The sequence below is a fragment of the Streptomyces sp. NPDC016851 genome, from assembly GCF_055562795.1.
In genome coordinates, this window is the sequence record NZ_JBVHEP010000008.1 from 160,157 (window position 1) to 183,951 (window position 23,795).

The 23,795-nt window shown below is 73.5% G+C and carries 24 protein-coding genes; 9 read left to right on the top strand and 15 right to left on the bottom strand.

The window, feature by feature from the left end:
- Nucleotides 1-4: 4 nt before the first annotated feature.
- Nucleotides 5-1,732 carry an ATP-binding protein gene (locus ACZ3I3_RS15265; protein ID WP_467365229.1) on the bottom strand — a complete coding sequence of 576 codons (1,728 nt, stop codon included), beginning with the start codon at nt 1,730-1,732 and terminating at the stop codon, nt 5-7.
- Between the two features lie 252 nt (nt 1,733-1,984).
- Nucleotides 1,985-2,929 (bottom strand): GlxA family transcriptional regulator, encoded by a 945-nt coding sequence (locus ACZ3I3_RS15270; protein ID WP_467365231.1) that lies wholly within the window; start codon nt 2,927-2,929, stop codon nt 1,985-1,987.
- Nucleotides 2,930-3,000: 71 nt separating this feature from the next.
- On the opposite strand from ACZ3I3_RS15270, the gene ACZ3I3_RS15275 reads away from it, so the two are divergent.
- Nucleotides 3,001-3,951, top strand: a complete 951-nt coding sequence (locus ACZ3I3_RS15275; protein ID WP_467365233.1) for an NADP-dependent oxidoreductase — start codon at nt 3,001-3,003, stop codon at nt 3,949-3,951.
- Between the two features lie 92 nt (nt 3,952-4,043).
- On the opposite strand, the gene ACZ3I3_RS15280 is transcribed toward ACZ3I3_RS15275, so the two are convergent.
- Nucleotides 4,044-5,150, bottom strand: coding sequence for an NAD(P)-dependent alcohol dehydrogenase (locus ACZ3I3_RS15280; RefSeq protein WP_467365235.1), 1,107 nt, complete (start codon nt 5,148-5,150; stop codon nt 4,044-4,046).
- Between the two features lie 24 nt (nt 5,151-5,174).
- Nucleotides 5,175-6,629, bottom strand: a complete 1,455-nt coding sequence (locus tag ACZ3I3_RS15285) for an aldehyde dehydrogenase family protein (protein WP_467365236.1) — start codon at nt 6,627-6,629, stop codon at nt 5,175-5,177.
- Nucleotides 6,630-6,747: 118 nt separating this feature from the next.
- On the opposite strand from ACZ3I3_RS15285, the gene ACZ3I3_RS15290 reads away from it, so the two are divergent.
- The 3 genes from ACZ3I3_RS15290 (at nt 6,748) to ACZ3I3_RS15300 (ending at nt 8,583) form a co-directional block, all read left to right on the top strand.
- Entirely contained in the window at nt 6,748-7,185 is a 438-nt protein-coding gene (locus tag ACZ3I3_RS15290; RefSeq protein ID WP_467365238.1) for a MarR family winged helix-turn-helix transcriptional regulator, read from the top strand.
- Between the two features lie 247 nt (nt 7,186-7,432).
- Complete coding sequence (locus tag ACZ3I3_RS15295) at nt 7,433-7,813, top strand: anti-sigma factor antagonist (protein WP_356925778.1); 381 nt, start codon at nt 7,433-7,435, stop codon at nt 7,811-7,813.
- Nucleotides 7,814-7,920: 107 nt separating this feature from the next.
- Nucleotides 7,921-8,583, top strand: a complete 663-nt coding sequence (locus tag ACZ3I3_RS15300) for a DUF4230 domain-containing protein (protein ID WP_467365240.1) — start codon at nt 7,921-7,923, stop codon at nt 8,581-8,583.
- Here the strand turns inward: ACZ3I3_RS15300 and ACZ3I3_RS15305 are convergent, their stop codons facing one another.
- From ACZ3I3_RS15305 to ACZ3I3_RS15330, 6 genes are read right to left on the bottom strand one after another with little or no spacing between them, the layout of a single operon-like run.
- Complete coding sequence (locus tag ACZ3I3_RS15305; protein ID WP_467365242.1) at nt 8,584-10,347, bottom strand: complex I subunit 5 family protein; 1,764 nt, start codon at nt 10,345-10,347, stop codon at nt 8,584-8,586.
- Complete coding sequence (locus tag ACZ3I3_RS15310; protein ID WP_307173367.1) at nt 10,347-10,694, bottom strand: sodium:proton antiporter; 348 nt, start codon at nt 10,692-10,694, stop codon at nt 10,347-10,349. The genes ACZ3I3_RS15305 and ACZ3I3_RS15310 overlap by 1 nt, the downstream gene beginning before the upstream one ends.
- Before the next feature lie 10 nt (nt 10,695-10,704).
- A complete protein-coding gene (locus ACZ3I3_RS15315) occupies nt 10,705-11,445 on the bottom strand; it encodes an MnhB domain-containing protein (protein WP_467365244.1) in 741 nt (246 codons plus the stop codon).
- Nucleotides 11,442-11,696, bottom strand: a complete 255-nt coding sequence (locus ACZ3I3_RS15320; protein WP_467365246.1) for a hydrogenase subunit MbhD domain-containing protein — start codon at nt 11,694-11,696, stop codon at nt 11,442-11,444. The genes ACZ3I3_RS15315 and ACZ3I3_RS15320 overlap by 4 nt, the downstream gene beginning before the upstream one ends.
- Nucleotides 11,697-11,720: 24 nt before the next feature.
- Nucleotides 11,721-12,173 (bottom strand): monovalent cation/H+ antiporter complex subunit F, encoded by a 453-nt coding sequence (locus ACZ3I3_RS15325; RefSeq protein ID WP_467365248.1) that lies wholly within the window; start codon nt 12,171-12,173, stop codon nt 11,721-11,723.
- Nucleotides 12,170-12,352: a hypothetical protein gene (locus tag ACZ3I3_RS15330; RefSeq protein ID WP_467365250.1), complete on the bottom strand. Its 183-nt coding sequence runs from the start codon at nt 12,350-12,352 to the stop codon at nt 12,170-12,172. The genes ACZ3I3_RS15325 and ACZ3I3_RS15330 overlap by 4 nt, the downstream gene beginning before the upstream one ends.
- Before the next feature lie 207 nt (nt 12,353-12,559).
- Between ACZ3I3_RS15330 and ACZ3I3_RS15335 the strand changes: the two genes are divergently transcribed.
- A complete protein-coding gene (locus tag ACZ3I3_RS15335; RefSeq protein WP_467365252.1) occupies nt 12,560-13,105 on the top strand; it encodes a VanZ family protein in 546 nt (181 codons plus the stop codon).
- Between the two features lie 50 nt (nt 13,106-13,155).
- On the opposite strand, the gene ACZ3I3_RS15340 is transcribed toward ACZ3I3_RS15335, so the two are convergent.
- Both ACZ3I3_RS15340 and ACZ3I3_RS15345 read right to left on the bottom strand, forming a co-directional pair.
- Nucleotides 13,156-13,392: a hypothetical protein gene (locus ACZ3I3_RS15340; protein ID WP_356925774.1), complete on the bottom strand. Its 237-nt coding sequence runs from the start codon at nt 13,390-13,392 to the stop codon at nt 13,156-13,158.
- Between the two features lie 42 nt (nt 13,393-13,434).
- Nucleotides 13,435-14,244 (bottom strand): SDR family oxidoreductase, encoded by an 810-nt coding sequence (locus tag ACZ3I3_RS15345; RefSeq protein WP_467365254.1) that lies wholly within the window; start codon nt 14,242-14,244, stop codon nt 13,435-13,437.
- A gap of 143 nt (nt 14,245-14,387) precedes the next feature.
- On the opposite strand from ACZ3I3_RS15345, the gene ACZ3I3_RS15350 reads away from it, so the two are divergent.
- The 4 genes from ACZ3I3_RS15350 (at nt 14,388) to ACZ3I3_RS15365 (ending at nt 19,057) form a co-directional block, all read left to right on the top strand.
- Nucleotides 14,388-15,428, top strand: coding sequence for a PHP domain-containing protein (locus ACZ3I3_RS15350; protein ID WP_467365256.1), 1,041 nt, complete (start codon nt 14,388-14,390; stop codon nt 15,426-15,428).
- Nucleotides 15,429-15,518: 90 nt separating this feature from the next.
- Nucleotides 15,519-16,184, top strand: coding sequence for an HAD family hydrolase (locus ACZ3I3_RS15355; RefSeq protein ID WP_467365258.1), 666 nt, complete (start codon nt 15,519-15,521; stop codon nt 16,182-16,184).
- A gap of 418 nt (nt 16,185-16,602) precedes the next feature.
- A complete protein-coding gene (locus ACZ3I3_RS15360) occupies nt 16,603-17,781 on the top strand; it encodes an FUSC family protein (protein WP_467365505.1) in 1,179 nt (392 codons plus the stop codon).
- Nucleotides 17,782-18,028: 247 nt separating this feature from the next.
- Nucleotides 18,029-19,057, top strand: coding sequence for an SDR family oxidoreductase (locus tag ACZ3I3_RS15365; protein ID WP_467365259.1), 1,029 nt, complete (start codon nt 18,029-18,031; stop codon nt 19,055-19,057).
- A 120-nt stretch (nt 19,058-19,177) separates the two neighbouring features.
- Here the strand turns inward: ACZ3I3_RS15365 and ACZ3I3_RS15370 are convergent, their stop codons facing one another.
- The 3 genes from ACZ3I3_RS15370 to ACZ3I3_RS15380 all read right to left on the bottom strand — a co-directional run bounded on the left by ACZ3I3_RS15370 (nt 19,178) and on the right by ACZ3I3_RS15380 (nt 23,717).
- On the bottom strand, nt 19,178-19,450 hold the full coding sequence (locus ACZ3I3_RS15370) for a hypothetical protein (protein ID WP_467365261.1): 273 nt from the start codon (nt 19,448-19,450) through the stop codon (nt 19,178-19,180).
- Nucleotides 19,451-19,511: 61 nt separating this feature from the next.
- Nucleotides 19,512-20,504, bottom strand: a complete 993-nt coding sequence (locus tag ACZ3I3_RS15375) for a phosphotransferase family protein (protein ID WP_467365263.1) — start codon at nt 20,502-20,504, stop codon at nt 19,512-19,514.
- 30 nt (nt 20,505-20,534) lie between these two features.
- Entirely contained in the window at nt 20,535-23,717 is a 3,183-nt protein-coding gene (locus ACZ3I3_RS15380; RefSeq protein WP_467365265.1) for a cytochrome P450, read from the bottom strand.
- Nucleotides 23,718-23,795: the final 78 nt, after the last annotated feature.

A 23,795-nucleotide genomic window follows, 5' to 3' on the forward strand; every position in this document is an offset into this window, starting at 1 on the left:
AGGACTAGTCGCTCTCTTCGGTGCGGTGCTCGGTGGACTCGCGTCCGGCGGGAGTCTCGCGGTCGTCGGCCGCCCGGGACGCCTCGGCGGCGTCGCGTCCGGCGGTGGCGAAGGCCGCGAGACCGGAGAAGGAGGCGTCCGGCGGGACGGCGGAGACGGCCGTGCTCCGGTCGCTTCGCTCGGCCTGCCGGGACCCGTCCGTCTCGTTCCGCCTGCTGCGGCGCCGGGGCAGTCCGCCGGGTGTGGTCTCCACGCCTTCCGTCTGGGCGGCCGCCGCAGGTGCGGTGACCGTCTCGCGGGCCGGGGCGGGCGCGGCGGGGCGGGCCTCGGGGGCGGGCGCGGCCTGGGTGGTCGCGGCCGCGGGCAGCGGGCTGAAGTACTTGTGCGGCACCACGACCACCACGGAGGTGCCGAGCCAGGGCGAGTCCGCGAAGGTGACCCGGATGCCGTAGCGGCGGGCGAGGGCGCCGACGACGCGCAGGCCGATGCTCGCGTCCTCGGTGATGCCGCCGAGACCCGCGCCGGGCGCGGTGCCCGCGAGGGCGTGCTCGGCCTCGCGCTTCTTCTCCTCGCTCAGGCCCTTGCCGGAGTCCTGGATCTCGATGCCGACGCCGTTGGGGACCTCCTTGCCGGAGATGAGCACCGGCTCCGTGGGCGGCGAGTAGCGGGCCGCGTTGTCCAGGAGGTGGGCGAAGATCAGCGTCAGGTGGTCCACCAGGCCGCCGTCGACGCCGAGTTCGGGCAGGTGGCGCACCTGGACGCGGTGGAAGTCCTTGATCCGGCCGATGCCGCCGCGCACCACGCTCAGCAGCCGCTGCGGTTCCTGCCACTGGCGTCCCGGGCGGTCCGAGCCGCCGAGCACGCCGATGCTCGCGGCGAGGGAGTCGGCGGGGCCGAGTTCCTGGTCGAGCTCCATCAGGCCGCGGGCGACGGCCGGGAGCCTGCCGTGCTCGCCCTGCATCTCGTGCAGCCGGCCGCGGAGCTTGCTGGTCAGCACGTGGATGCGGTTGCCGATGCTGATCACGGCCTGCTCGGCGGTGGTGGAGCGGTCGAACTCCGCCTCCAGGCCGATCAGGGCGGTGCGCAGCAGCTTGCGCAGTTCCGTCTGGAGGTCGGCGCTGACCTTCGCGCACTGGGTGACGGTCGGCAGGACGTCGTCGATGGCCTCGCCCGAGCGCAGCTTCTCCATGGCGTCGGGCAACTGCTCGTCTGCGAGCCGGGCGACCGCGGCGAGCTGGTGGGAGAGCTGCTCCTGCCAGACCTCGGCCTGGTCGGCGAGCTGGGCCTCGTAGGACCTGGCCTGCTCGGTCAGCCGCTCTTCGTAGGCCCGGGTCTGGTCGGCGAGCTGCGACTCGTAGGTGGCGCTCTGCTCGGCGAGGCGCCGCTCGTACGAGGCGTTCTGCTCGGTGAGCTGGGACTCCAGGGTGGCTCGCTCGGCGGAGAACTTCCGTTCCAGGCCGGCGACATGCTGCTGCCACTGCTGGTTGTGCTCGGCCTGCGTGGTGCGGAAGGAGCCTTCCGCCCGGTGCAGTTGGGCCCGGGTGCGCAGCAGCAGGCGTACGCACACGGCACCGGCCGCCGTCGCCGCGATGCCGGCGACGGCCGTGGTTATTCGCTCCGAGCTCATGAACGTGGCGGCTACGGTCCCGCCTCCCAAGCCCAGCGGCATCAACCACCAGCTGTACCAGGCGACAGGGGCCCGCGCCGCCGGTGGCGGAGTGGCGAGTTCCATCTGCATCCTTCGAGGCAACACGATCGAACGGGGGGGTGTGTGGATCGCACTCATGAGTACGCACCGCGAGTCGACCGGACGCGATCGCGTCAACTCGCAGCGCCGTTCGGAACCTTATCGGGTTTGAACCCGAAAGGATCAAACCTGCCCCCTGGCGGACGTGAGGGTTCCGTCACGCTCCGACAGAAGGCAACAGGTCGACAAATGGCTTTGCTGCCCGTCCAGTTGAGCGGACGCCGGGCCGTGGCCCGGTCAGCGGGTGGTCTGGAACGTACGGCGGTAGGCCTGCGGGGTCACCCCGATGGCCGCGTTCAGGTGCTGGCGCAGGGAGGCTCCGGTCGCGAAGCCGACCCGGCCGGCGATCTGGTCGACGGTGAGGTCGCTGGACTCCAGCAGATGCCGGGCCCGGGCCACCCGCTGCTGGATCAGCCAGCGGCCGGGGCTGAGGCCCACCTCGTCGTGGAAGCGCCGGGCGAAGGTACGCAGGCTCATCCGGGCGTGACCCGCGAGGTCGGCCAGGGTGAGCGGTTCGCCGAGGCGTTCCAGGGCCCAGGAGCGGGTGGCCGCAGTGCTCGCGGCGCCCTGTTCGGGGACGGGCTGTTCGATGTACTGGGCCTGGCCGCCGTCCCGGAACGGGGGGACCACGCAGCGGCGGGCGACGGTGTTGGCCAGGCGGCTGCCGTGGTCCTTGCGGACCAGGTGCAGGCAGATGTCCACGCCGGAGGCGGCTCCGGCGGAGGTGAGGACCGGGTGGTCGTCGACGAACAGCACGTCCGGGTCGAGGTCGACGTGCGGGAACATGCGGCGAAAGTGGTCGGCGACCTGCCAGTGGGTGGTCGCCCTGCGCCCGTCGAGGAGCCCGGCGGCGGCGAGGACGAAGGCGCCGGTGCAGATGGAGACGATGCGCGTGCCGGGGCGGATGAGCGCGAGCGCGGCCAGGACGTCGCCGGGCACCTCGTCGGTCAGGTGGGCGGGGGCGACGGGCGCGATCACCACGGTGTCGGCGGTGGCCAGGATCTCGGGGCCGTGCTCCACGGTGACGCCGAAGTCCGCGTTCGTACGCACCGGACCGCCGTCGACCGAGCAGGTCAGCACCTCGTACCGGCCGTCGGCCGCGCCCAGGATCCGGCTGGGGATGCCCAGTTCGAACGGGTACACGCCGTCCAGGGCCAGGACCACCACTCGCTCACGTCGCATGGCACGATCCTATCGAAGGTTGACCATCCTGCCATTGGCGGGCCGGGCGCGGGCGGGCACGCTGGATGACCATGAGCACACAGAACACGATGCGAGCCATCAGCCAGGACGTCCTCGGCGGTCCCGAGGTCCTGAAGGAAGTGGAAGTCGAGCGCCCGGCACCCAGGCCGAACGAGGTGCTGGTCCGGGTACGGGCCGCCGGGGTCAACCCGACCGACTGGAAGCACCGCGCCACGGGCGGTTTCCTGGGGGAGCCGCCCTTCGTCCTCGGCTGGGACGTCTCCGGCGTGGTGGAGGCGGTCGGCATCGGCGTCGCGGCGTTCGCACCCGGGGACGAGGTCTTCGGCATGCTGCCGTATCCGTACGGGCACGGCTCGCACGCCGAGTACGTCATCGCCCCGGTGCGGGCCCTGACCCGCAAGCCGGCCGGGATCGACCACGTCCAGGCGGGCGCGCTGCCGCTGGTGTCGCTGACCGCGTGGCAGGCGCTCGTCGAGCACGCGGACCTGAAGTCCGGGCAGCGGGTGCTGATCCACGCCGCGGCGGGCGGGGTCGGGCACGTGGCGGTGCAGATCGCGAAGGCGCGCGGCGCGTACGTGATCGGCACGGCGAGCGCGGGCAAGCACGAGTTCCTGCGGGAGATCGGCGTGGACGAGGCGGTCGACTACCGGGAGACGGACTTCACCGAGGCCGTGAAGGACGCCGACGTCGTCCTGGACACGATCGGCGGCGACAACGCGCTGCGCTCACTGCGCGTGCTGCGCCCGGGCGGGGTCGTGGTGTCGATCCTGCCGGGTGGCTCGGACGACTTCTACGAGGAGGCCGAGCGGCTCGGTGTCCGCGCGGTCCGGATGCTGGTCGACGCCGACCGCGCCGGCATGGAGACGATCGCGGAACTCGCCGCGACGGGCAGGCTCCGCGCCACGATCGCCGGAACCTTCCCCCTGGCCGCCGCCGCGCAGGCCCACGCCTCCGGCGACACGGGCCGCACGACAGGCAAGCTGGTCCTGGTGAACGACTGAACCGAGAGACCCAAAGGGGCGCGGGGAACTGCGCGACAAGCCACGGCAAAGCCGCACGTGCCGGACCACCGCACCCCCCGAGCTCTCACGTGTCAGAACATCAGAACCGGCTTGATCGTCTTGCCCGACCGCATGTCCTGCACCGCCCGGTCGATGTCCCCGAAGGGATACGTGCCGATCAGGCGGTGCAGCGGCAGCCGGCCGTCCTTCACCAGGCGGACCAGCGCGGGAATCATGGTCTGGGTCTCACTGTCGCCGAGGGTGAGACCCACGATCCGCTTGCCGCCGAGCAGCCCGTTGACGTCCAGGGCGACCTCCGTGCCGAAGGGCGGGGCGCCGACCACGACCAGGGTGCCCCGGGCGGCGAGCCCGTCGACGCCCTGGCGCAGGACGCCGACGTTGCCCGTGGTCTCCACGACACCGTCCGCGCCCTGGCCGCCGGTGATCTCGGCGAGGGCCGGGGCGAGGTCCGTCCCACTCGTGTCGACGGTGTGCGTGGCGCCCAGCTCCGTCGCCAGGGAGAGGCGTTCGGCGACCCGGTCGACGGCGACGATCCGCGTGGCCGGGGTGAGGGCCGCCGCCATCACGGCCGACAGGCCGACCGCCCCGGCGCCCAGGACGACGACCGTGCTGCCCGTGTCCGGCTTCAGGACATTCCAGACGGCTCCCACACCGGTCTGCACGCCGCAGCCCAGCGGGGCGATGGACTCCAGCGGCACGTCCGGGTCGACCTTGACGAGGCTGCGCTCGTCGGCCAGCGCCCGCTCGGCGAAGGAGGACTGGCCGAAGAAGTGCCCGCCCAGGGCCTGACCCTCGCGGCTGATGGTGCTCGTGCCGTCGGCCCGGCCGCCGCCGAGCAGGTTCAGCGGCAGCCAGGTCGCGCAGTACGCCGGGTGCCCGCCGCGGCAGTTGCGGCAGTCGCCGCAGGAGGTGAAGGAGAGCAGGACGTGGTCGCCGGGCGTGACACCGGTGACGGCGGAGCCGACGGCCTCGACGACGCCCGCGCCCTCGTGGCCGAGGACCCCGGGCAGCGGGAAGGGCAGTCCGCCGCTCGCCACACCGAGGTCGGTGTGGCACAGGCCGGTGGCGACCATGCGAACCAGCGCCTCGTGCGGGCCGGGCTCGTCCAGGACGACGTCGGAGAGGGTGAAGGGCGCGCCGCCGGACTCGACGACCGCGGCACGGGTGGTGGTGGGCATCGCAGGAGCTCCTTGACGACTGTCTCAGTCGAGCGAGACGACGACGGACTTGACCTTGGTGTAACCGGCGAGGGCCTCGGGCCCGTACTCGCGGCCGTAGCCGGAGTCCTTCACGCCGCCGAAGGGGATGGCGGGGTCGAGCATCGCCCAGTCGTTGACCCAGACGATGCCGGCCTGGAGCCGGTCGGCGACCCGGTGCGCGCGGGCGAGGTTGGTGGTCTGGACCCCCGAGGCCAGGCCGTAGGGGGTGGAGTTGGCGAGGGCGACGGCCTCGTCCTCGTCGTCGAAGGGCTGCACCGTGAGGACCGGGCCGAAGATCTCCTCCTGGACCACGCGGGAGTCGTTCGACAGGTCGGCGATGACGGTGGGCTTGTAGTAGTAGCCGCCGTCCAGGTCGAGCCGCTCGCCGCCGCAGACGATCCGGGCGCCCTCCTTGCGGGCCAGGGCGACGTACTCCTCGACCTTCTTCAGGTGCTTCTCGGCCGCCATCGGGCCGATGACCGTGGCCGGGTCGCGCGGGTCGCCGACCGGCACCCCGGGCACGGCGTCGGCGAGGATGCCGAGCAGCGTCGGGTACACCGAGCGGGCCACCAGCAGGCGCGGGCCGCCCATGCAGAACTGGCCGGTGTTGAAGACGAAGCCCTTGATGACCGCGCCCACCGCCTTCTCCAGGTCGGCGTCCTCGAAGACGAGGTGGGCCGCGTTCCCGCCGAGCTCCATGGTGACGGGCTTGAGGGCCTCGCCGGCGACGCTCGCCACGTGCCGGCCGATCGCGGTGGAGCCGGTGAAGGCGACCTTGTCGACACCGCGGTGGCGCAGCAGGGCCTCGCCTGCCACCGGTCCGCTGCCGGTCACGACGTTGACCACGCCGTCGGGTACCCCCGCCTCCTGGAACAGCCGGGCCATGTAGAGGGCGCTCAGCGGGGTCTCGTCGGCGGGCTTGTGGACGACGGTGTTGCCGGCCGCCAGCGCGGGGCCGATCTTGCTGCCGGCGAGGATCAGCGGGAAGTTGAACGGGGTGATCGCGGCGACCACGCCGAGCGGCTCGCGCTTGGTGTAGGCGAGGGCGTTCATGGGGAGGTCGCGCAGGGCGCCGTCCTGGCTCTGGGCGAGGTTGGCGAAGTACTCGTAGTCGTTGGCCGCGTTCGTCACGTCGACCGCGCCGCACAGCGTGATCGGCTTGCCGACGTCGAGGCTCTCCAGCGCGGCGATCTCGTCGGCGTTCTCGCGGATCAGCTGGGCGACGCGGTGCAGCACCCGGCCCCGCTCGCGGCCGCTCAGACCCGACCAGGCGCCGTCGTCGTAGGCCTCGCGGGCGGCCCGTACGGCCGCGTCGACGTCGGCCGGGCCCGCCTCCGCGACGGTGGTGACGACCGCGCCCCGGGAGGGGTCGACCACCTCGGTGCGCGCCCCGTCGGCGGCCTCGCGCCACTGTCCCCCGATGAACAGCTGTCCGGGTTCCCTCTCGAAGGTGGTCATCGCCGCTCCTCAGCGTCGTCGCCAAGATTTCAGTCGCCAAGATTTCAACAAACAGGATTCCTGTTGGTTCGCAGTCTCATTACAGACAGGTTTCCTGTCAATGGTCTAGCCTGCATCCATGCTGGACGCACAGGTGACCAAGGCGCCCCCTTCCCTGCTCTACATGGTCAAGCAGGTGGAGCTCGTCGTGCGCTCCCACCTGGACGACCTGGTCAGACCCTCCGGGGTCACCGCTCTGCAGTACACCGCGCTGACCGTGCTGGAGCGGCACGACGGACTGTCGGCGGCCCAGCTGGCACGCGACTCCTTCGTCACCGCGCAGTCCATCGCCGACCTCGTCCGCTCCCTGGAGGGCCGCGGGCTGGTGCGCCGGGAGCGCAACCCCCGCAACCGCCGTGAGCTGCTGATCCTGCTCACCGACGCCGGACGGGAGCTTCTCTCACAGTACGCCGGGCCCGTCCGGGAGCTGGAGGAGCGGATGGTGCGCGATCTCACCGCGCACCAGACCGAGCAGTTCCGCCAGGCCCTGATCAAGGCCTGGCACGCCCTGTCGTAGCCCGGGGCACCCTGTCGTAGCCCGGGGGCACCCTGTCGCGACCCGGGGCGCACGCCGGGAATCACACCCGCGCTCACTCCCGCGCACGCTCCCGCGCGAACCTCGGCCAACCCGGCCGCAATTCAGAGACATATGTCAATCGAACATGCTCAAATTCACTCGTTGGAGGGTAACTTGCAGGGCGGGGAACGGTTCTGAGGACCGCGGCCCCTCCCCACGCACGGAGCAGGCTGGAGGCGATCTCGTCGTGCGGCAGGAACCTGCACCGCTCACCCGGCATCTGCGCGTCCGCCAGGAACGGGGGCACACGGTGCTGGAGTTCCGTGGCGAGATCGACCTCGCCGCGGCCACGGAGATCGCCCCGCACCTGGACCGGGAGACGAACCGCCGCGCCGCCCGGGTCGTGATCGACCTCAGCGGGATCGAGTTCTTCGACTGCTCGGGCCTGCGGCTGCTGTACCGGGCCAGGAGCCGGGTGCTCGACCGGGAGGGACAGCTGCTCCTCGTCTGCGCCCACCCCCTGACGCTGCGCGTCCTGCGGATCACCGGCCTGTCCCGGCTGCTGCCCCCGCAGCCGACGCTGGACGCGGCCTTGGAGCAGCCGGAGGCGGCGTCGGGCCCGGTGTGATGCCCGCGTGCGCCCTTCAGCGATTCCGCTGACGTCCTCCATCCTCAACCGGCCGGTCTGGCAAGGCTCCTGGCGGGCATCAGGACAGTAGGAAGGAGGGCCGTCGCATGACGACTCCCGTCAAGCGTCTCCCTGGGCGCGTGCCCGGCTGGGCGAAGGTGGTGGGCGCCCTCGTGCTGGTGCTCGTCGTGTTCTTCGCCGGGATCCGGCTGAGCGTGATCCCGGGCCTGAAGGACCTGTTCGGCTCCGAGACCCACGACCGGTCCGGCCCCGCGCTGCTGAAGTCCGTCCAGGACCTCAGCCGTTACGACGCCGCGTCCGGCAACTTCCAGGTCGTCGTGGACCTGGAGAAGGACGCCAAGTTCCTCCCCGACGCGATCCGCGGCACCCGCACCCTGTACGTCGGTGCGGGAACCGTCGACGCCTACGTCGACCTGGGCAAGGTCGGCGACGACGACGTGCAGGTCAACGGCGACCGCACGTCCGCCACGCTCCGGCTGCCGCACGCGCGACTGGGCAAGCCGGCCCTGGACCCCGACCGTTCCTACGCGGTCTCCAAGCAGCGCGGTCTCCTCGACCGCCTCGGCGACCTCTTCTCGGACAATCCGGGCGGCGAACAGGCCGTGCAGAAACTCGCGGTACGGCACATCGGCGACGCCGCCAAGGAGAGCGAACTGACCGCCCGCGCCGAGACCAACACCAGGGGCATGCTCGAAGGCCTGCTGCGTTCCCTGGGCTTCAAGGAGGTGCGCGTCTCGTACGGGAACTGATCAGCTCCCGAGGACCCCGGGCAGGGCCAGCGCGCCCAGCAGCGTGGTGCCCACCAGCAGCCACGCCACGTAGTCCCCGACGTGCCCGGACTGCAGGCGCCGCAGCGGCAGCGCCCGGTCCGGCGCGGCGAGCAGCCGCGGCCGGGTGACGGCCACCGCCGCGAGGGCGAGCGCCAGCGCGGTGGAGGCCAGGCCGAGCAGGACGCCGGGCGGGGTCCAGTGCACGGAGACGTGCACCAGGCCGCCGGTTCCGGCCTCCTGCACGGCGTGCCCCACCGCGCCGCCGAAACCGGGGACCACACCGACGGCGAGGGATCCGGCGAGCAGCACCGCCGGGACCGCCGTCATGGTGTCCGGGACCCGGCTCAGCCGCTGCCGGGTCTCGGGCTCCTCGCCGGAGCCGGTCGTCTCGTACGCGTCCCCTTCCTCCGGCCTGGGGCCGAGGCCGAGGAACACGCGCGCGGCGACCCGCAGGACCGCCCCGGCGGTGACCGCGCTCGCCAGGACGTACAGCACGGTGAGCGGGCCGCCCACGGCCTCCTCCGTGACCGACTTGCCGAGCGCCGTGCCGAACGGCGGCAGTCCGGCGAGGCCGAGCCCGCCCGCGACGAACAGCGCGGCCACTCCGCGCAGCCGCCGGGCCCGGCCGTGCAGCGCGTGCTCGTCGACCGAGCCGTACCGGTCGAGGAGGATGCCCGTGCAGGCGAACAGCGCGGCTTTCACCCCGGCGTGTCCCAGGACGTACAGGGCGACCCCGTCGTCCGCCTCCGGTGTGAGGGTGCCGATGCCGGTGAGGAACAGCCCCATGTGGGCGACGGTCGAGTAGGCCAGCAGCCGTTTGATGTGCCGCTGGTACCAGCACATGACCGCGCCGATGACCGCCGTCAGCACGCCGAGCGCCACCAGGGCCCGCTCCACGTCGGCGGCGGGCAGCCCGCCCGGCCCGGAGAAGACGGTGTCGTAGACCCGCCACACGCCGAAGGCCCCGAGCTCCACCATGACGCCCGACAGCAGCATGCAGACCGGGGTGGGGGCCACCGCGTGCGCGTCCGGCAGCCAGAAGTGGAACGGGACGGCGGCGCCCTTGACCAGCAGCCCGGTCAGGACCAGGACGAATCCCGCGAGGACCAGCGCGTCGGGCGGGCCGTGCGCGTCCAGCTCCTGCCCGATCCGCGTCATGCCCAACTCGCCGGTGCGGGCGTACAGCAGCCCGATGCCCATCAGCATCGCGTACGCGCCCAGCGAGTTGACGACGCCGAAGGTCAGCGCGCCCTGCACGGCCCGGGCCTCCTCGACCCGGTGGCCGGTCAGCGCGTAGGCGACGACGCTCATCAGCTCGAACCACACGAACGCGTTGAACAGGTCGCCCGCGATCGCGAAGCCGCACATGCCCGCCTGGAAGAGCAGCAGCAGCGCCGGGAACGATCCGGAGTGCCCGCGCGGCGGTTCGTCGAAGTAGTGCCAGGAGTACACCAGGGCGGCCAGGGTCAGCGCCGAGGCGAGCGCGGCCATGCCGAGCCCCGGCCCGTCCCCCACCAGGGCGATCCCGACGCTCTCGCCGCGCACGGGCACCCAGCCGCCCACCCACTCCACCCGCGGTGGCGAGGAGTCGAGCAGGAGCACGACCGCGAGCGCCGCGGTTGCGGCGGAGACGGCACAGCCGGCGGACTCGGCGGCGGCCCGGGGCACGCGGCGGCCCCCTGCGGCCAGCAGGGCGGCCCCGAGCAGCGGGACGGCGACGAGGAGCGGCAGCAGGTGGTGCATCAGCCACGCAGCTCGGACAGTTCGTCGGGGTCGACGGTGCCGTGCCGCTTGGAGACCTGCACGACGAGGGCGAGGAGCAGTGCGGTGACGGTGGCGCCGACGACGACATCGGTGAGGGCCAGGGCCTGCACGACCGGGTCGACGACCGGACGCGCGCCGGGCTTCAGGTCGGAGAAGACGGGTGCGGTGGCCCCGTCGCGGTAGCCGACGGCCAGCAGCAGCACATAGGTGGCGGACTGGCACACCGACAGACAGCCGACGGCGTGGATGAGGTTGCGGCTGGTGGCCAGGCCGTAGCAGCCGGCCAGGAAGACCCACGCGGCGACCAGGTAGGCGAACACGTCCATCACAGCGGCCTCACGTTCCGCTCTCCTCCTCGATCTCGACGGCCTGGTCCAGGAAGCGGGCGAGCAGCACGACGACGGCGCAGGCGACCTCCATGCCGACGGCCGCGTTGAGCAGCGGGACCGTGCCGCCGGAGGACAGCGTGTTGAACGTGCCGTGCGGCAGCAGCGTGTTGGCGAGGAAGGCGGCTCCGCCGAGCAGCGCCGCGACGCCCGTGACGAGGTAGGCGCAGACGGCGACTCCGTCGCCCACCTCGTACAGTCCGACCGGCCGGACGCGTTCCAGGGCGCGGTAGTCGGCGCCCAGGTACAGCAGGTGCAGGGCCGTCGCGGCGGCCACGCCGCCCTGGAAGCCGCCGCCGGGGCTGAGCTGCCCGTGCGTGATGACGTAGAGGCCGATGAGCAGGGCGACGGGCAGCACGAGCAGGGCGTAGCGGCGTACGGGCGGGGCGACCTCGGCGGGTTCGGGGCGGGCGCGGTGCTCGTCGCGGGTCTGGCGCAGCAGGACGACGCAGCCGAGCACGGCCGCGAACAGGATGGTCAGCTCGCCGAGCGTGTCGAAGGCCCGCTGGTCGAAGTTGACGGAGGCGATGGTGTTGGCGGTGCGGTGGGCCAGGGACGCCTCGACGGCGCGGTCGCCGTAGGGGTGACGGTCGCCGCCGAAGGCCGGCAGGCCCAGGCAGGCCGCGACGAGCAGCGCGGCGACGCCCGCGCCGCCCACGGCGACCAGCCACAGCCGCGTGCGGGGGCTCACTTCCCGCTCCCCTCGCGTCGCCGTCTCACCTTGCGGACCGTCAGCAGCAGCAACAGCGGCGTCAGCGCGGAGCCGACCGCGAGCTGTGACAGTCCCACGTCGGGGGCCTGGAGCACGGTGAACAGCACGGCGAGCACGACACCGAGGACGGACAGCACGAGGGCCTGGCGGACGGGGTCGCGGGTGGCCACGGCCACGGTCGCGCAGGCGGCCACCAGCACCAGCGCGACGGCGATCACGGCTTCGTCCACGGCTGCCCTCTCCCCTGCTCGTCGCTATCCACGGCGTGTGCCTCCGGCCGCATCGGTCAGCGCCCGCGAGGCGACGAGGTTGCCGCCGATCAGCAGGGCGCCGGTCACCAGCAGCTTCGCCATCGCCCGGCCCGGCCCGGTGACCGCGCACAGCGCCAGCACGACCACGGCTCCGAGTCCGGCCGCCGCCCAGGTCGCGCGCCGACCGCGGGGCGGGTCCTCGGCCAGTTCCGCGGCGAGCAGCCGGGCGAAGACGAGCGTGCCGACCGGGCCGAGCAGGGCGAGAACCAGGGCGAGATCGACGTAGGAGGGGCGGTCGTAGCCGTGGGCGAGGAGCAGCAGGCCCGGGCAGGCCACCGCCGTGGACAGGTTCTGGGCGACGACCCGGCGCCGCAGCGGTCCGGTGGCGACGCCCCACAGGGCCGCCGCCAGGCCGGCGCCGAGGGTGAGCGTCGCCGCGAGGATCCAGCCGTTCACCGTCCGGCCACCGCCCGTCGCGCGGCCCGCGCCGCGAGCGCCCCGAGGAGGGCCGCGCCCGCGCCGACCGCGAGCTCCAGCGGGTCGACGCTGGTGACGAACACCAGCCACAGCGCGGTGAGCGCGGCCCACCACAGCGGTACCTCGGCCACGGTGAGGAGCGTCGTACGCCGGTTCACACGCCACCTCCACGGGCGCTGATCGTTGTGGCGGTCATCCAAGCACCGCCCCGGCTGCGGGACGTGACGGCGCGCGGCGGCTCCCAGGGCGGAGTGCCCCGGCGGACGGCGGGGAAACCGTGGCCGGGAACGGCCCTCGGCGGCATCGTCGGCGCGCCCTTGGGTAACCGCCTTATCACCCTGGGAAGTTGAAGTCTGGAGGACACAATGGCCGGTGCAGCCTCACGTCCCCGTACGGCCGGCTCCGGCCGCGAGCGACGCCAGTTGCCGCTGCTCGTGCGGCTGCTGGCGATGCTGTGCGCCTTCATGTTCATGGTGGCCTTCGCCGTGGTGCTGGCCCGGCTCACGCTCCAGCCCTCGCCCGCGTCGGAGGCGCTGACCCACACCAATCTGCATCCGGGCCGCTCGCTGAAGGCCTATCTCGACCAGCCGGAACTGCGGGACGCCGTCCGGCAGATCGGCGGCAACATCCTGCTGGGCCTCCCCTTCGGCGTCCTCGTGCCCGTCGTCGCCCCGCGCACCCGCGGCATCCTGCGCGTGCTGCTGCTGACCGCCGTGGTGATGCTGCTGGTGGAGTTCGCCCAGGGCGCGCTGGTCACCGGCCGCGCCTTCGACATCGACGACGTCATCCTGAACACCGGGGGCGCGCTGATCGGTTACCTGCTCCTGGGCCGCCGGCTGAGCCGCGCGGTCCACGCGCGCGGGCGGCGCGGGGGTCGGGCGGGGAGGAAGCCGGCGCCCGAGAAGTCCTAGCGCACGGTCGAAGCCTGGTGCACGGTCGGGGCCTAGTGCACGGTCGGGGCCTAGTGCACGGTCCAGGTGAACTTGTCGCCGCCGACCCAGCGGACCACGTCCGGATCGTCCAGGTCGTGGACCGTGATGCCGAACGCGGCGGCGGCCGACAGTACGTCGGTGACGGCCTTGGCCTCGCCGACCACCTGGCCGTCGATCTCCACGATCCGGAACGGCGGTGTGCCCGGCTGCACCCCGAGCACCATGATCCGAGGGTGGGATATGTACGGGCTCGCGCTTTCGGTCATGCATCGAGCGTAGAACGCAACCGGCGGTAGTGCGGGGTTCAGTCAGGGGCGGCGCCAGTCGTCGCTCGTCAGGTGCGAGCCGGCCTGCGGGCCCATACGGAGCATGCCGCCGTCTACGCTCCAGGAGGCGCCGGTGACGTACGAGGCGTCGGGGCCGGCGAGGAAGGCGATGACAGCGGCGACCTCGCGGGCGTCGCCGGGCCGTCCCAGCGGCACGCCGGGGCGGCTCTCGGTGTGCGGGTCGGTGTCCTCCTGCCCGGTCATGGGCGTGGAGATCTCGCCGGGCGCGACGGCGTTGACGGTGATGCGGTACTCCGCGAGCTCGAGCGCCATGACCTGGGTGAGCAGGCCGAGACCGCCCTTGGCGGCGCAGTACGGGGCGGCGCCCACGCGCGGCTGGTGCTCGTGGACGGACGTGACGTTGACGATCCGCCCACCGTCGCCCTGCCGGATCATGTGGCGGGCCGCCTTCTGCCCACACAGGAAGGGCCCGACCAGATCGACGTCGAGGACCTCCCGCACGTCGGGCAGCTCCAGGTCGAGGAAGGGCGTCATGGTGCCGGTGCCGGCGTTGTTGACCAGCACGTCGAGACGGCCGAGGCGCTCGCACAGCTCGTCCACCGTGTCGGCGGCGTCGGGCAGCCGGGTGAGGTCCATCCGGGCGACCTCGGCCCGCCGCCCGTGCGCCCGGACCTCCTCGGCCGTCTCCTCCGCTCCCTTGTGGTCGCTGTGCCAGGTGATGCCGACGTCCATGCCCGCCTGGGCGAGCCGGACGGCGGTGGCCCTGCCGATGCCGGAGTCGGCGCCGGTGACCACGGCGACCGTGCCGGGGGACGCGGTGGGATCGGACATGGCGGGCCTCCTCGTCGGCGCGTTCGGGACGAGGCATCGCAGTACCCGGGTGCGTACCGGGCAAACCGCGTGCCCGTCGTGCGGCCCGCCGGGCGCTGGGGAACCCTTGAGGTGGCTGGGGAACCCTTGAGGTGGAGGTGACGATGGATCCCGTCGAGGCACTGGACCGGATCGCCTTCCTGCTGGAGCGGTCCCTGGCACCGACGTACCGCGTGCGCGCCTTCCGTACGGCGTCCCGGGTACTGAAGGAGCTGGGCGAGGACGAGGTGCGCCGGCGGGCGGACGCCGGGTCGCTGGAGTCGCTCAAGGGGGTCGGGCCGAAGACCGCGCAGGTGGTGCGGGAGGCCTTGGCCGGTGAGGTGCCGGGCTATCTGCGCAAGCTGGAGGGCGAGGCGAAGGAGCCGCCCGCCGTACGGGGCGGCGAGAAGCTGCGGGCGCTGCTGCGCGGCGACTGCCATCTGCACTCCGACTGGTCGGACGGCGGCAGCCCGATCGAGGAGATGGGCCGGGCCGCGGCGGCGCTGGGGCACGAGTGGGCGGCTCTGACCGACCACTCGCCGCGCCTGACGGTGGCCCGCGGGCTGTCGGCCGAGCGGCTGCGGGAGCAACTGGACGTGGTGGCGGCCCTGAACGAGACCTGGGCGCCGTTCCGGCTGCTGACCGGCATCGAGTGCGACATCCTCGAGGACGGTTCGCTCGACCAGGAGCCGGAGCTGCTGGACCGCCTCGACGTCGTGGTCGTGTCGGTGCACTCCAAGCTGCGCATGGACGCCCGGTCGATGACCCGGCGGATGGTGGCCGCGGTCCGTGACCCGCACTCGGACGTGCTGGGGCACTGCACGGGGCGGTTGCTGACCGGGCGGGGGCGGCCCGAGTCGGAGTTCGACGCGGACCAGGTGTTCGCGGCCTGCGCGCAGACGGGCACGGCCCTGGAGATCAACAGCCGGCCGGAGCGGCTCGATCCGCCGCGGCGGCTGTTGCGCCGGGCCGTGGACGCGGGGGTGCTGTTCTCCGTCGACACCGACGCGCACGCCCCGGGGCAGCTGGACTGGCAGATCAACGGGTGCGCGCGGGCGGAGGAGTGCGGGGTGCCGCCCGAGCGGGTGGTGACGACGTGGTCCCTGGACGAGCTGCTGGCCTGGACCCATGAGCGGCGGGTGCCGTCCGGCGTGGCGGGCGGCTGAGGTGGTACCCGGGCGGGCCGGAGAGCCAGGGCCTGCCGTTTGGATCACGCCGCAGACGCGGGGCCCGGCCGAGAGGAAGGGATCGTACGCATGGCGAAGGCGGGACGGGCGGCCGTGTTCGACGTCGACGGCACGCTGGTCGACACCAACCACCTGCACGTCGTGACGTGGTGGGAGGCCTTCCGGCAGGCGGGCCACGACGTCCCGATGCACGCCATTCACCGGGCCGTGGGCCTGGCCGCCACCGACCTCGTCGCGCACCTGCTCGGCGAGGACCGGGACACGGACCAGGACGCGGCGATCAGCGCCGCGCACAAGGCGCTGTACGGGCAGTACTTCGACCGGTTGCCCGCGCTGCCCGAGGCGGGGGCGCTGCTGCGGCGGCTGCACCAGGACGGCTGGACGGTGGTGCTGGCCACGTCCGCCGGCGGCGCCGAGCTGAGCGCGCTGCGCCGGGCGATCGACGCGGACGACGCCATCGCCGCCACGGCCAGCGCCGACGACGTGGACGCGGGCAAGCCCGCGCCCGAGCCGGTCGAGCACGCCCTGGAACTGGCCGGGGTGCCGGCGGAGCGGGCGGCCTTCGTCGGCGACACCGTGTGGGACATGCGGGCGGGCAGCCGCGCCGGAGTGCGCTGTGTGGGCGTCCTGTGCGGCGGCATCCCGCGCACGGACCTGGAGAAGTCCGGCGCGGACGCGGTCTACGCCGACCCCGCGCACCTGCTGTCGTCCCTGCGGGACGGTCCCCTGGCATGAGGCGGCGTGAAACCCCCGGTCACGCGGATACCCGCAGCGCATGACGCGTGTGAGGAGTGTGGTTCGACGGGCGGCTCAAGCCTTCGGCCGCCGAAAGGACGAATCCGCGACGGCGAACGACACCGGTCCCTCCGGGGGGCCGACCCGGGGGGTGGGACACGACGAGGTGCCGGAAAGCCGGACGGCCCGTGGGAAGGGGGCCGACGACCCGGAGGACAGCCGGCCGGCCCGGGACGCGGGACACCACCAGACGAGCAGCGGCCGGGCGGCCCAGGAGACACGGACGTGCAACGCGTCGGCCGGCCGGGCGGGCCAGGAGGCGTCGCCCGGCCGGGGGACGGACAGGTCGTCGGTCCGGGAGGACCGGGCCCGCAAGGTGGTGGACAGCCGGGTCGCCGCCGAGGCGTTGCGGGAGCGCATGGAGGATCTGGGGCAGGGGGTGCGCTCCGCGCGGCCGCTGGACGCCGTGCGGCGGGAGACGGGGCGGGCCGTGGAGGCCGTGCGGGCCGCCTGGCGTGGGCCCGGGCGGGAGCGGGACCTGGTCGTCCAGTCGTTGAAGGCGGCCGCGGCGGCGGTGATCGCCTGGCTGGTGGGCGGCGTCTGGATGGGCGACCCGCTGGCCCTGATGGCGCCGTGGGTCGCGCTGGTGCTGGTGCAGGCCACCGTCTACAGCTCGCTGGTGCAGGGCGCCCGGCAGTTCGGGGCGATCTGCGTCGGCACCGTGCTGGCCTCGGCATCGCTGGCCCTCACCGGCGACACGACGGGCGCGCTCGCCCTGTCCGTCCCGGTGCTGATGCTGCTCTCGAACTGGCCCCGCTTCGGCGACCAGGGCATCTACGCGGCGACCACGGCCCTGTTCACGCTCACCTCGGGCATGGCCGGCCTGGACGGTGTCGGGCACCGGGTGGGGCAGGCGGCACTCGGCGCGGTCATCGGCGTCGCCGTCAACGCGCTCGTGCTGCCGCCGATCCACCTCCGGGACGTCCGGGAGAACCTGGCGGCCCTCGCCCGGGAATCGGGTGACGTGCTGCGTTCCGTCGCGGCGGACCTGCACGAGGGCGACTGGGACGCACAGACCGCCGCGGGCTGGCTCAACGCCTCGGCACGGCTGGAGCACCGCCTGGACGCGTTGCGCTCGGCGCGCCGCTGGAGCCAGGAGAGCCTGCGCCTGACCTACGGCCCGCTGCGCGCCCTGCACCGCGTTCCGCACATGCCCCTGCCGCCGCCGGACGAGGACGAACGCCTCGGCCGCGTCACCGGGCACGTCACCGCCCTGACCCGGGCGCTCGCGGTGGCCGTGGACGGCAACCGCACGCCCGCCCCGCCGGAGGGTGCGGTCCTGCGCTCGTACGCGGATCTGCTGGACATGATCGGGGAGGTCTGCAACGCGGAGGCCGACCGCCTGCTCAACGGCAGCGTGGATCCCCGCCCGGACGACGAGAGGGAGGAGAGGATGCGGGAGCTGCACCGGTACCTGCAGGACAGGCTGCGGGAGCACGCCGGGCTGGGCGCCGAGCACACGGCGGTGCTCGGCACGCTGCTGCTCCAGGCCGAGAACCTGTGGGCCGAGATACTCCCGGAGCACGAGGAGCGGTGACACACATCACCGCGAACCGGGTCCACGCCCGGAACACCCAGAGGTAGTTCCCCGTTGAACAACATGTGGGTACGGAGGGGACGGTGTCCCCGGGCCGTACAACCACCTCTTGAGCCGCCCCGGCCGTGATTCCCCCGTCCGGCCGGGGCTTTCCTCTGCCCGCGCGCGATCGGCTGCCCCGGTGCATTCGCCCCGGCCCGGGTACTCGGTCATCTCCGAGGACGGTCGCGGCCGAGAGGAGCGGATGGTGAGCAGCGGAACAGGCATGAGGGTCGTCGTCACGGGCGCCACCGGCAACGTGGGCACCAGCGTCGTGCGCCTCCTCTCGGAGGATCCGGAGGTTACCTCCGTGCTGGGCCTGGCCCGGCGGATCCCCGACTGGTCGCCGCCGAAGACGGACTGGTCGGCGGTCGACCTCTCCTCCGAGCAGTCCGATCTGGCCGAGCAGTTCCAGGGCGCGGCCGCGGTGGTCCATCTGGCCTGGGCGTTCCAGCCGACGCACGACCCGGCGGCGACCTGGCGCACCAATGTGCTCGGCAGCATGCGGGTGTTCGAGGCGGTGGCCGAAGCGGGCGTGCCCGCGCTGGTGCACGCCTCGTCGGTCGGCGCGTACTCGCCGGGCCCGAAGGACCGGGCGGTGGACGAGTCATGGCCGACGCACGGCTGGCCGGACGCCGCGTACTGCCGGGAGAAGGCCTACCTGGAGCGCGCGCTGGACACGTTCGAGCGCGACCACCCCGAGACGCGAGTGGTGCGGATGCGGCCGGCCTTCCTCTTCAAGCGGCAGTCCGCGAGCGAGCAGCGCCGGATCTTCGGCGGGCGTTTCCTGCCCGGCCCGCTGGCCCGCCCGGAGCTGCTGCCCTTCCTGCCCGACATCCCGGGACTGCGGGTGCAGGCGCTGCACACGGACGACGCGGCCCACGCGTACCGGCTGGCCGTGCACTCCGACGCCCGGGGCGCCTTCAACCTGGCGGCCGAGCAGTCGGTCGACGCGCAGGTGTTGGGCGAGATGCTCGGGGCGCGCCCGGTGCGGCTGCCGCGTACCGCGGCCCGCTCGGCGATCGCCGCCGCCTGGGGCCTGCACCTGCTGCCCGCCTCCCCGCACCTGTTCGACGCCGTGCTGCGGCTGCCCCTGATGGACTGCACGCGTGCGCGCGCGGAACTCGGCTGGCGGCCCGAGCGCACGGCGACCGAGGTGCTGGAGGAGTTCCTCCAGGGCCTTCAGCAGGGCGCGGGCGCACGCACGGAACCGTTGCGGGGACGCAAGGTGGGTTGACCCCGGGTCCTCCCACCGTATGACCACCGAGACGACCGATGGCCGCAGCCGGCCCCCACGGTCGGCTGCGGCCATCGGCGCTCACGCCGCCGGAGCGCGAAGCAGCGCTCCGGCGGAGGATCAGGCGGAGGACTCGTCCGGCGCCGGATGCTCGGGGTGGACGGTTCCCGAGCGCGGTTCCCCCTGCCGTCCCGTCCCCGCTTCGTCGGTGTCGGGGACATCGCCGACAGGCTCGTCGGCCTCGTCCTCGTCGTCCTCGCGGTCCTTGCCGGTGCCCGTGAAGCGCGGGGCGACCTCCCAGGGGTCCTCGCCGGCGTCGGCCTGCTGGTCCGGCATGTCCCGCGGCACGGGATCACCGTTCTCGCCGGGTCCTTCGAGGCGGTGGTCGGTCACGGCGTGCTCCCTTCGCTGGTCCGGGCGCCACGCGAGTACCTCCGCTGTGACCTGGGAAACCTCAGCGCGCCCAATGGGACCAACCCAGGCGCCGGGAGGCCTCCTCGATCTCCTCCAGAGCCGCGACCAGTTCCGGAGCGACCGCCTCCTGTACCCAGCGCTCCTGCTCCTCTCCGACCTCGCGCGGAATCGTCTCGGTGAGCATGATCAGGTACAGGTACGCGCGGTACAGGGCCAGCCGGAGGCGGGCGGGGGCGTCGAAGCGGGCCCGCCCGCCGGCCTCCCGGTAGCCCGCCAGGAACGCCTCGTCCTGCTCGATGTCGCCCAGCAGCGCCAAGGAGACGAAGTCGGCCAGGGGGTCGCCCCAGAACATGCGCTCCCCGTCGATGAGGCCGCCGATGCGGGCGTCTCCGGCCGAGCGGTCGACCAGGATGTTGCCCCGCCACAGGTCGAAGTGCACGAGGCACGGGACGGTGACCTCGTCGAGGGCGCCGTACGCGGACCGGGCGGTACGGGCCACCGCGTCGACGGGGCGGGGCAGCCGCGCCCCGTAGCGCCGGGCGTCGTCGAGGACGGCGTCGAACATCGTCGTGAACGCGGTCCGCCAGTCGGGCGCGAGCGGGCCGAGGGCGCCGGAGGGATAGCCGAAGCCCGGGCCCGTGACGCGGTGCAGCCGGGCCGTCCGGCGCCCCAGCTCCGTGCGCAGCGCGGTCTGTTCCGCGTCGCTGAGCGAGCCGTCCCAGGAGTCGCCCGGGCAGGCCGTCATCAGCAGGAAGTCGTCCCCCATGGCCACCAGTCGGGGCACGGGGGCCCCGGCACGGGCGGCCGAGCGGTAGAACTCGGCCTCCGAGACGAGGAGCCTGCGCTCGTGGCGGAGGCCGGGGGTGGCCGCCGCGGGCGGGATCTTCAGCACGTAGCGGGTGCCGTCGGCGAGGCGGAGTTCCTCGACGGTGTTGTACGTGCCGCCGGTCAGCGGGGCGAGGTGGGCGAGGTGGCCGGGGTCCAGGCCCGCCACCTCCAGGATGTGCCGGGCCCGTTCCCAGGAGTCCACCACCGTGCGCCCACCCCTCCGCTTCGCCTTCGGTCAGCCGGCCGCGTACACGTCCTCGACGTAACGCCCGTCCGCGACCAGCCCGTCGAGCCACTGCTCGGCGGCCGTCTCGTCGGCGCCCGGCGTGTGCTTGCGGTACAGCGTACGGAACGCCTCCCGCACCCCGGGAGCCATCCGCGAACCGTCCCCGCAGACGTACACGCGCGCTCCGGCGGTCAGCAGGGCCCAGACCTCCTCGGCCTCGGCTGCGATGCGGTGCTGCACGAACCGCACCTCGCCCTCGGGGGCCTCGCTGAAGGCGGGGCGCAGGGAGACGGCTCCGGCGGCCTCGGCGGCGCGCAGTTCGCCGGCGTGCAGGAAGTCGGCGTCGGGCGCGTCGCAGCCGAAGTAGCAGACGGCCGGGGCGAGTTCGGCGCCTGCGGCGAGGGCGGCCGTACGGTCGGCGATCGCGCCGCGGAACGGGGCGAGGCCGGTGCCGGCCGCGATCATGACGACCGGCGCCGGTCCGCCGGTGGCGTCGATGCGGAAGGCCTCCCGGCACGGCTGCACGCGCGCGTACACCGTGTCGCCGGGCTCGGCGCCGGCCAGGTGGCCGGATCCGGTGCCCCGGTAGACGCCGCGGCCCGAGCGGGCCGGTGCCTCCAGCAGCGACACCATCAGGTCCACGTGAGCGGGGTCGACGGCGGGTGAGGAGGAGATGGAGTAGTGGCGGGGGCGCAGCGGGGTGAGGAGGTCGAGGAGCTGCGGCCAGTCCAGGGCGCCGCGCAGGGCCGGGTGGTCTTCGAGGATCTCCACGAGGGTGCGCGGGTCGTCGGTGAGGGCGGCCAGGGCCGTGCGCTCCGGCGGGCACGGGTTGGCGGCGGCGAGCGCGGCCAGTTGCCCGGCGCTCGGGCGCTCCTGCAACTCCACGTAGTGGGTGAGGAGGTGACGTACCGTCACGGGCCGGTCGACGGCGATCGAGTCGCGGCGCGGGCGGGTGGCGCGGATGTCCAGGACGGTGTCGAGGTCGGCGCCGAGCGCCGCGGCGGCGCGGGTGACGAGGTCCGGGTGGTTGGCGGGCAGCACGTTGAGGTGGTCGGCCGTGCGGTAGGTGACGCCGTCCGGCAGCGCGACGCGGAGGAACCGCTTGCGGCGTGCGTAGCCGGGCGCGGTGAGGTCGTGGGCCTCGGTGACCCGCATGGGGACGAGCCCGTGCCGCTGGGCGAGGGCGTCCAGCGGGCCGCCGGTCAGGGTGCGGACCTCGTAGGCAGCGGTGGGCTCGGGGTCCGGGGTCGTGGCGTCCGGGTCGCCGTACCGCTCCAGCAGGGCGACGCGGAGGGCCACCGTGAACTCCCGGACCGTGCCGGTGAGGTCGCCCGAGGCGTCGGCGGCGGCGCGGTCGAGCAGCCGGGTGGCGCCGGACTCGGCGAGCCGCTCGTCGATCCGGGTGGGGACGTGCTGGTAGGTGGCGGCCCAGTTGCGGTCGCCGACGCCGAGGACCGCGTACGTCACGCCGGACAGGTCGTGGGCCTCCTCCAGCCGGGCGGCGAAGGCGGTGGCGTCGTCGGTGGGGCGGCCGTTGTAGGAGGCGGCCGTGATGACGACGGGCCGGTCGGTGGGCAGGCCGCCCGCGTACGCGTCCAGGGGCGCCACCTGGGTCTCGCAGCCGACGGCGGCGGCCTCGTCGGCGAGTTGAGCCGCGAAGTCGCGGCAGGTGCCGTAGTTGCTGCCGTGCAGGAAGAGGGCGGCCGTGCCGGGACGGACGCGGGCGGGCAGGCCCCGCGGTTCGGCCGACCGGGAATCCCGGACCGGGGCGGCGCCGGGCAGCGGCGCGTGGACCCGGTCGGCGGTCGTGCGCGGGGTGAGCGTGAGGGTGAAGCCCTCGGGCTTGAGGGTGAGGGTCTCCTTGACGTGGAGCCGGTAGCCGGCGTGGTCGCTCAGCCGGTAGCGGTGGACGAGCATGGCCAGCAGCATGGTCGCCTCGTGCAGGGCGAACTGCCGCCCGATGCAGGCGCGCTCACCGGTGCCGAACGGCTTGAAGGCGTGCACCGGGCGCTCGGCCTCCGCCTCGGCCGTGAAGCGGGACGGGTCGAACAGCTCGGGGTTGTCGCCCCAGACGGGCTGGCGGTGCAGCATCGGCGTGAGCACCAGGGCGGACTGCCCGGCGCGCAGCGGGATGCGGCCGCCGAGCAGCGTGTCCTCGCGGGCCTCCCGGGCGAAGACGGCGGCCGTGGGCCACAGCCGGAGCGCCTCGTTGAGGACCTGGCGCGTGTAGGTCAGCCGGCCGATCTCGTCGTACGTCGGCTCGACGTCCGCCGCGTCGCCCCACAGCTCGTCGACCTCGCGCTGCACCAGCTGGAGCGCGGTGGGGTGCTTGGCGAGGTAGTACAGGGCGAAGGACATGGCGCCGGAGGTGGTCTCGTGGCCGGCGATGAGGAACGTGATGACCTGGTTGCGGATGTTGGCGGTGTCGAGCGTGCCGCCGTCGGCGGGGTGCTCGGCGGTCAGCATGAGGCCGAGTAGGTCGTCGGCCTGGCTCTGGTCGGTGCCGGTGCGGGAGGCGATGACGTCGTCGACGACCTGGGCGAGATAGGCGGAGTCGTCGCGGAAGGCGGCGTCCTGCGCCGAGTAGTCCTGGCCCGGGACGCGGGCGAGGCGGGTCATGCTCCACTCCAGGCAGCGGACCATCGATTCGACGAAGGGGTGCGGCTCGGAGCGCTCGAAGGAGCCGAAGTCGTAGCCGAACCCGGCCAGTCCGATGGTGTCGAGCGTCATGCGCGTCATGTCGCCGGGCACGTCGACGGGGTGTCCGGCGCGGGCGTCGCGGTCCCAGGAGGCGATGAGCCTGCGGGCCACCTTCAGCATCACGGGGTGGTAGGTCCGCATCGAGCCGAGCGCGAAGGCGGGCATGAGGATGTCGTGCGCCTTGGCCCAGTTGGGCTCGTCGTTGTACGCGGTGAACAGGCCGTCGGCGGCGAACTCGCGGACGTTCTCCAGACCGGGCCCGATGTGCTTGGCGAACCGCTGCTCGTCCGCGAGTTCCGCCACGAGGTCCAGGTCGCCCACGAACAGGGTGTCGCGTCCGTACAGCCGCCGCACGAACACGGGCCCGTGCTCGCGCATCAGGTCCATGGCCTGCTGGACGGGTGCGGCGCCGGGCCCGGTGCCGGAGATGTCGGCGACGGGGAGGCCGGGGAGGCCGTCTGCGGGCCGGGGGGTCTGTGCGGTGGGGCGCATGACGCGACAACTGCCTTTCGCGGTACGGACGTACTGCGATCCAGCGTGATCCACGGGACCCTGCGGGCCGTGCCGCCG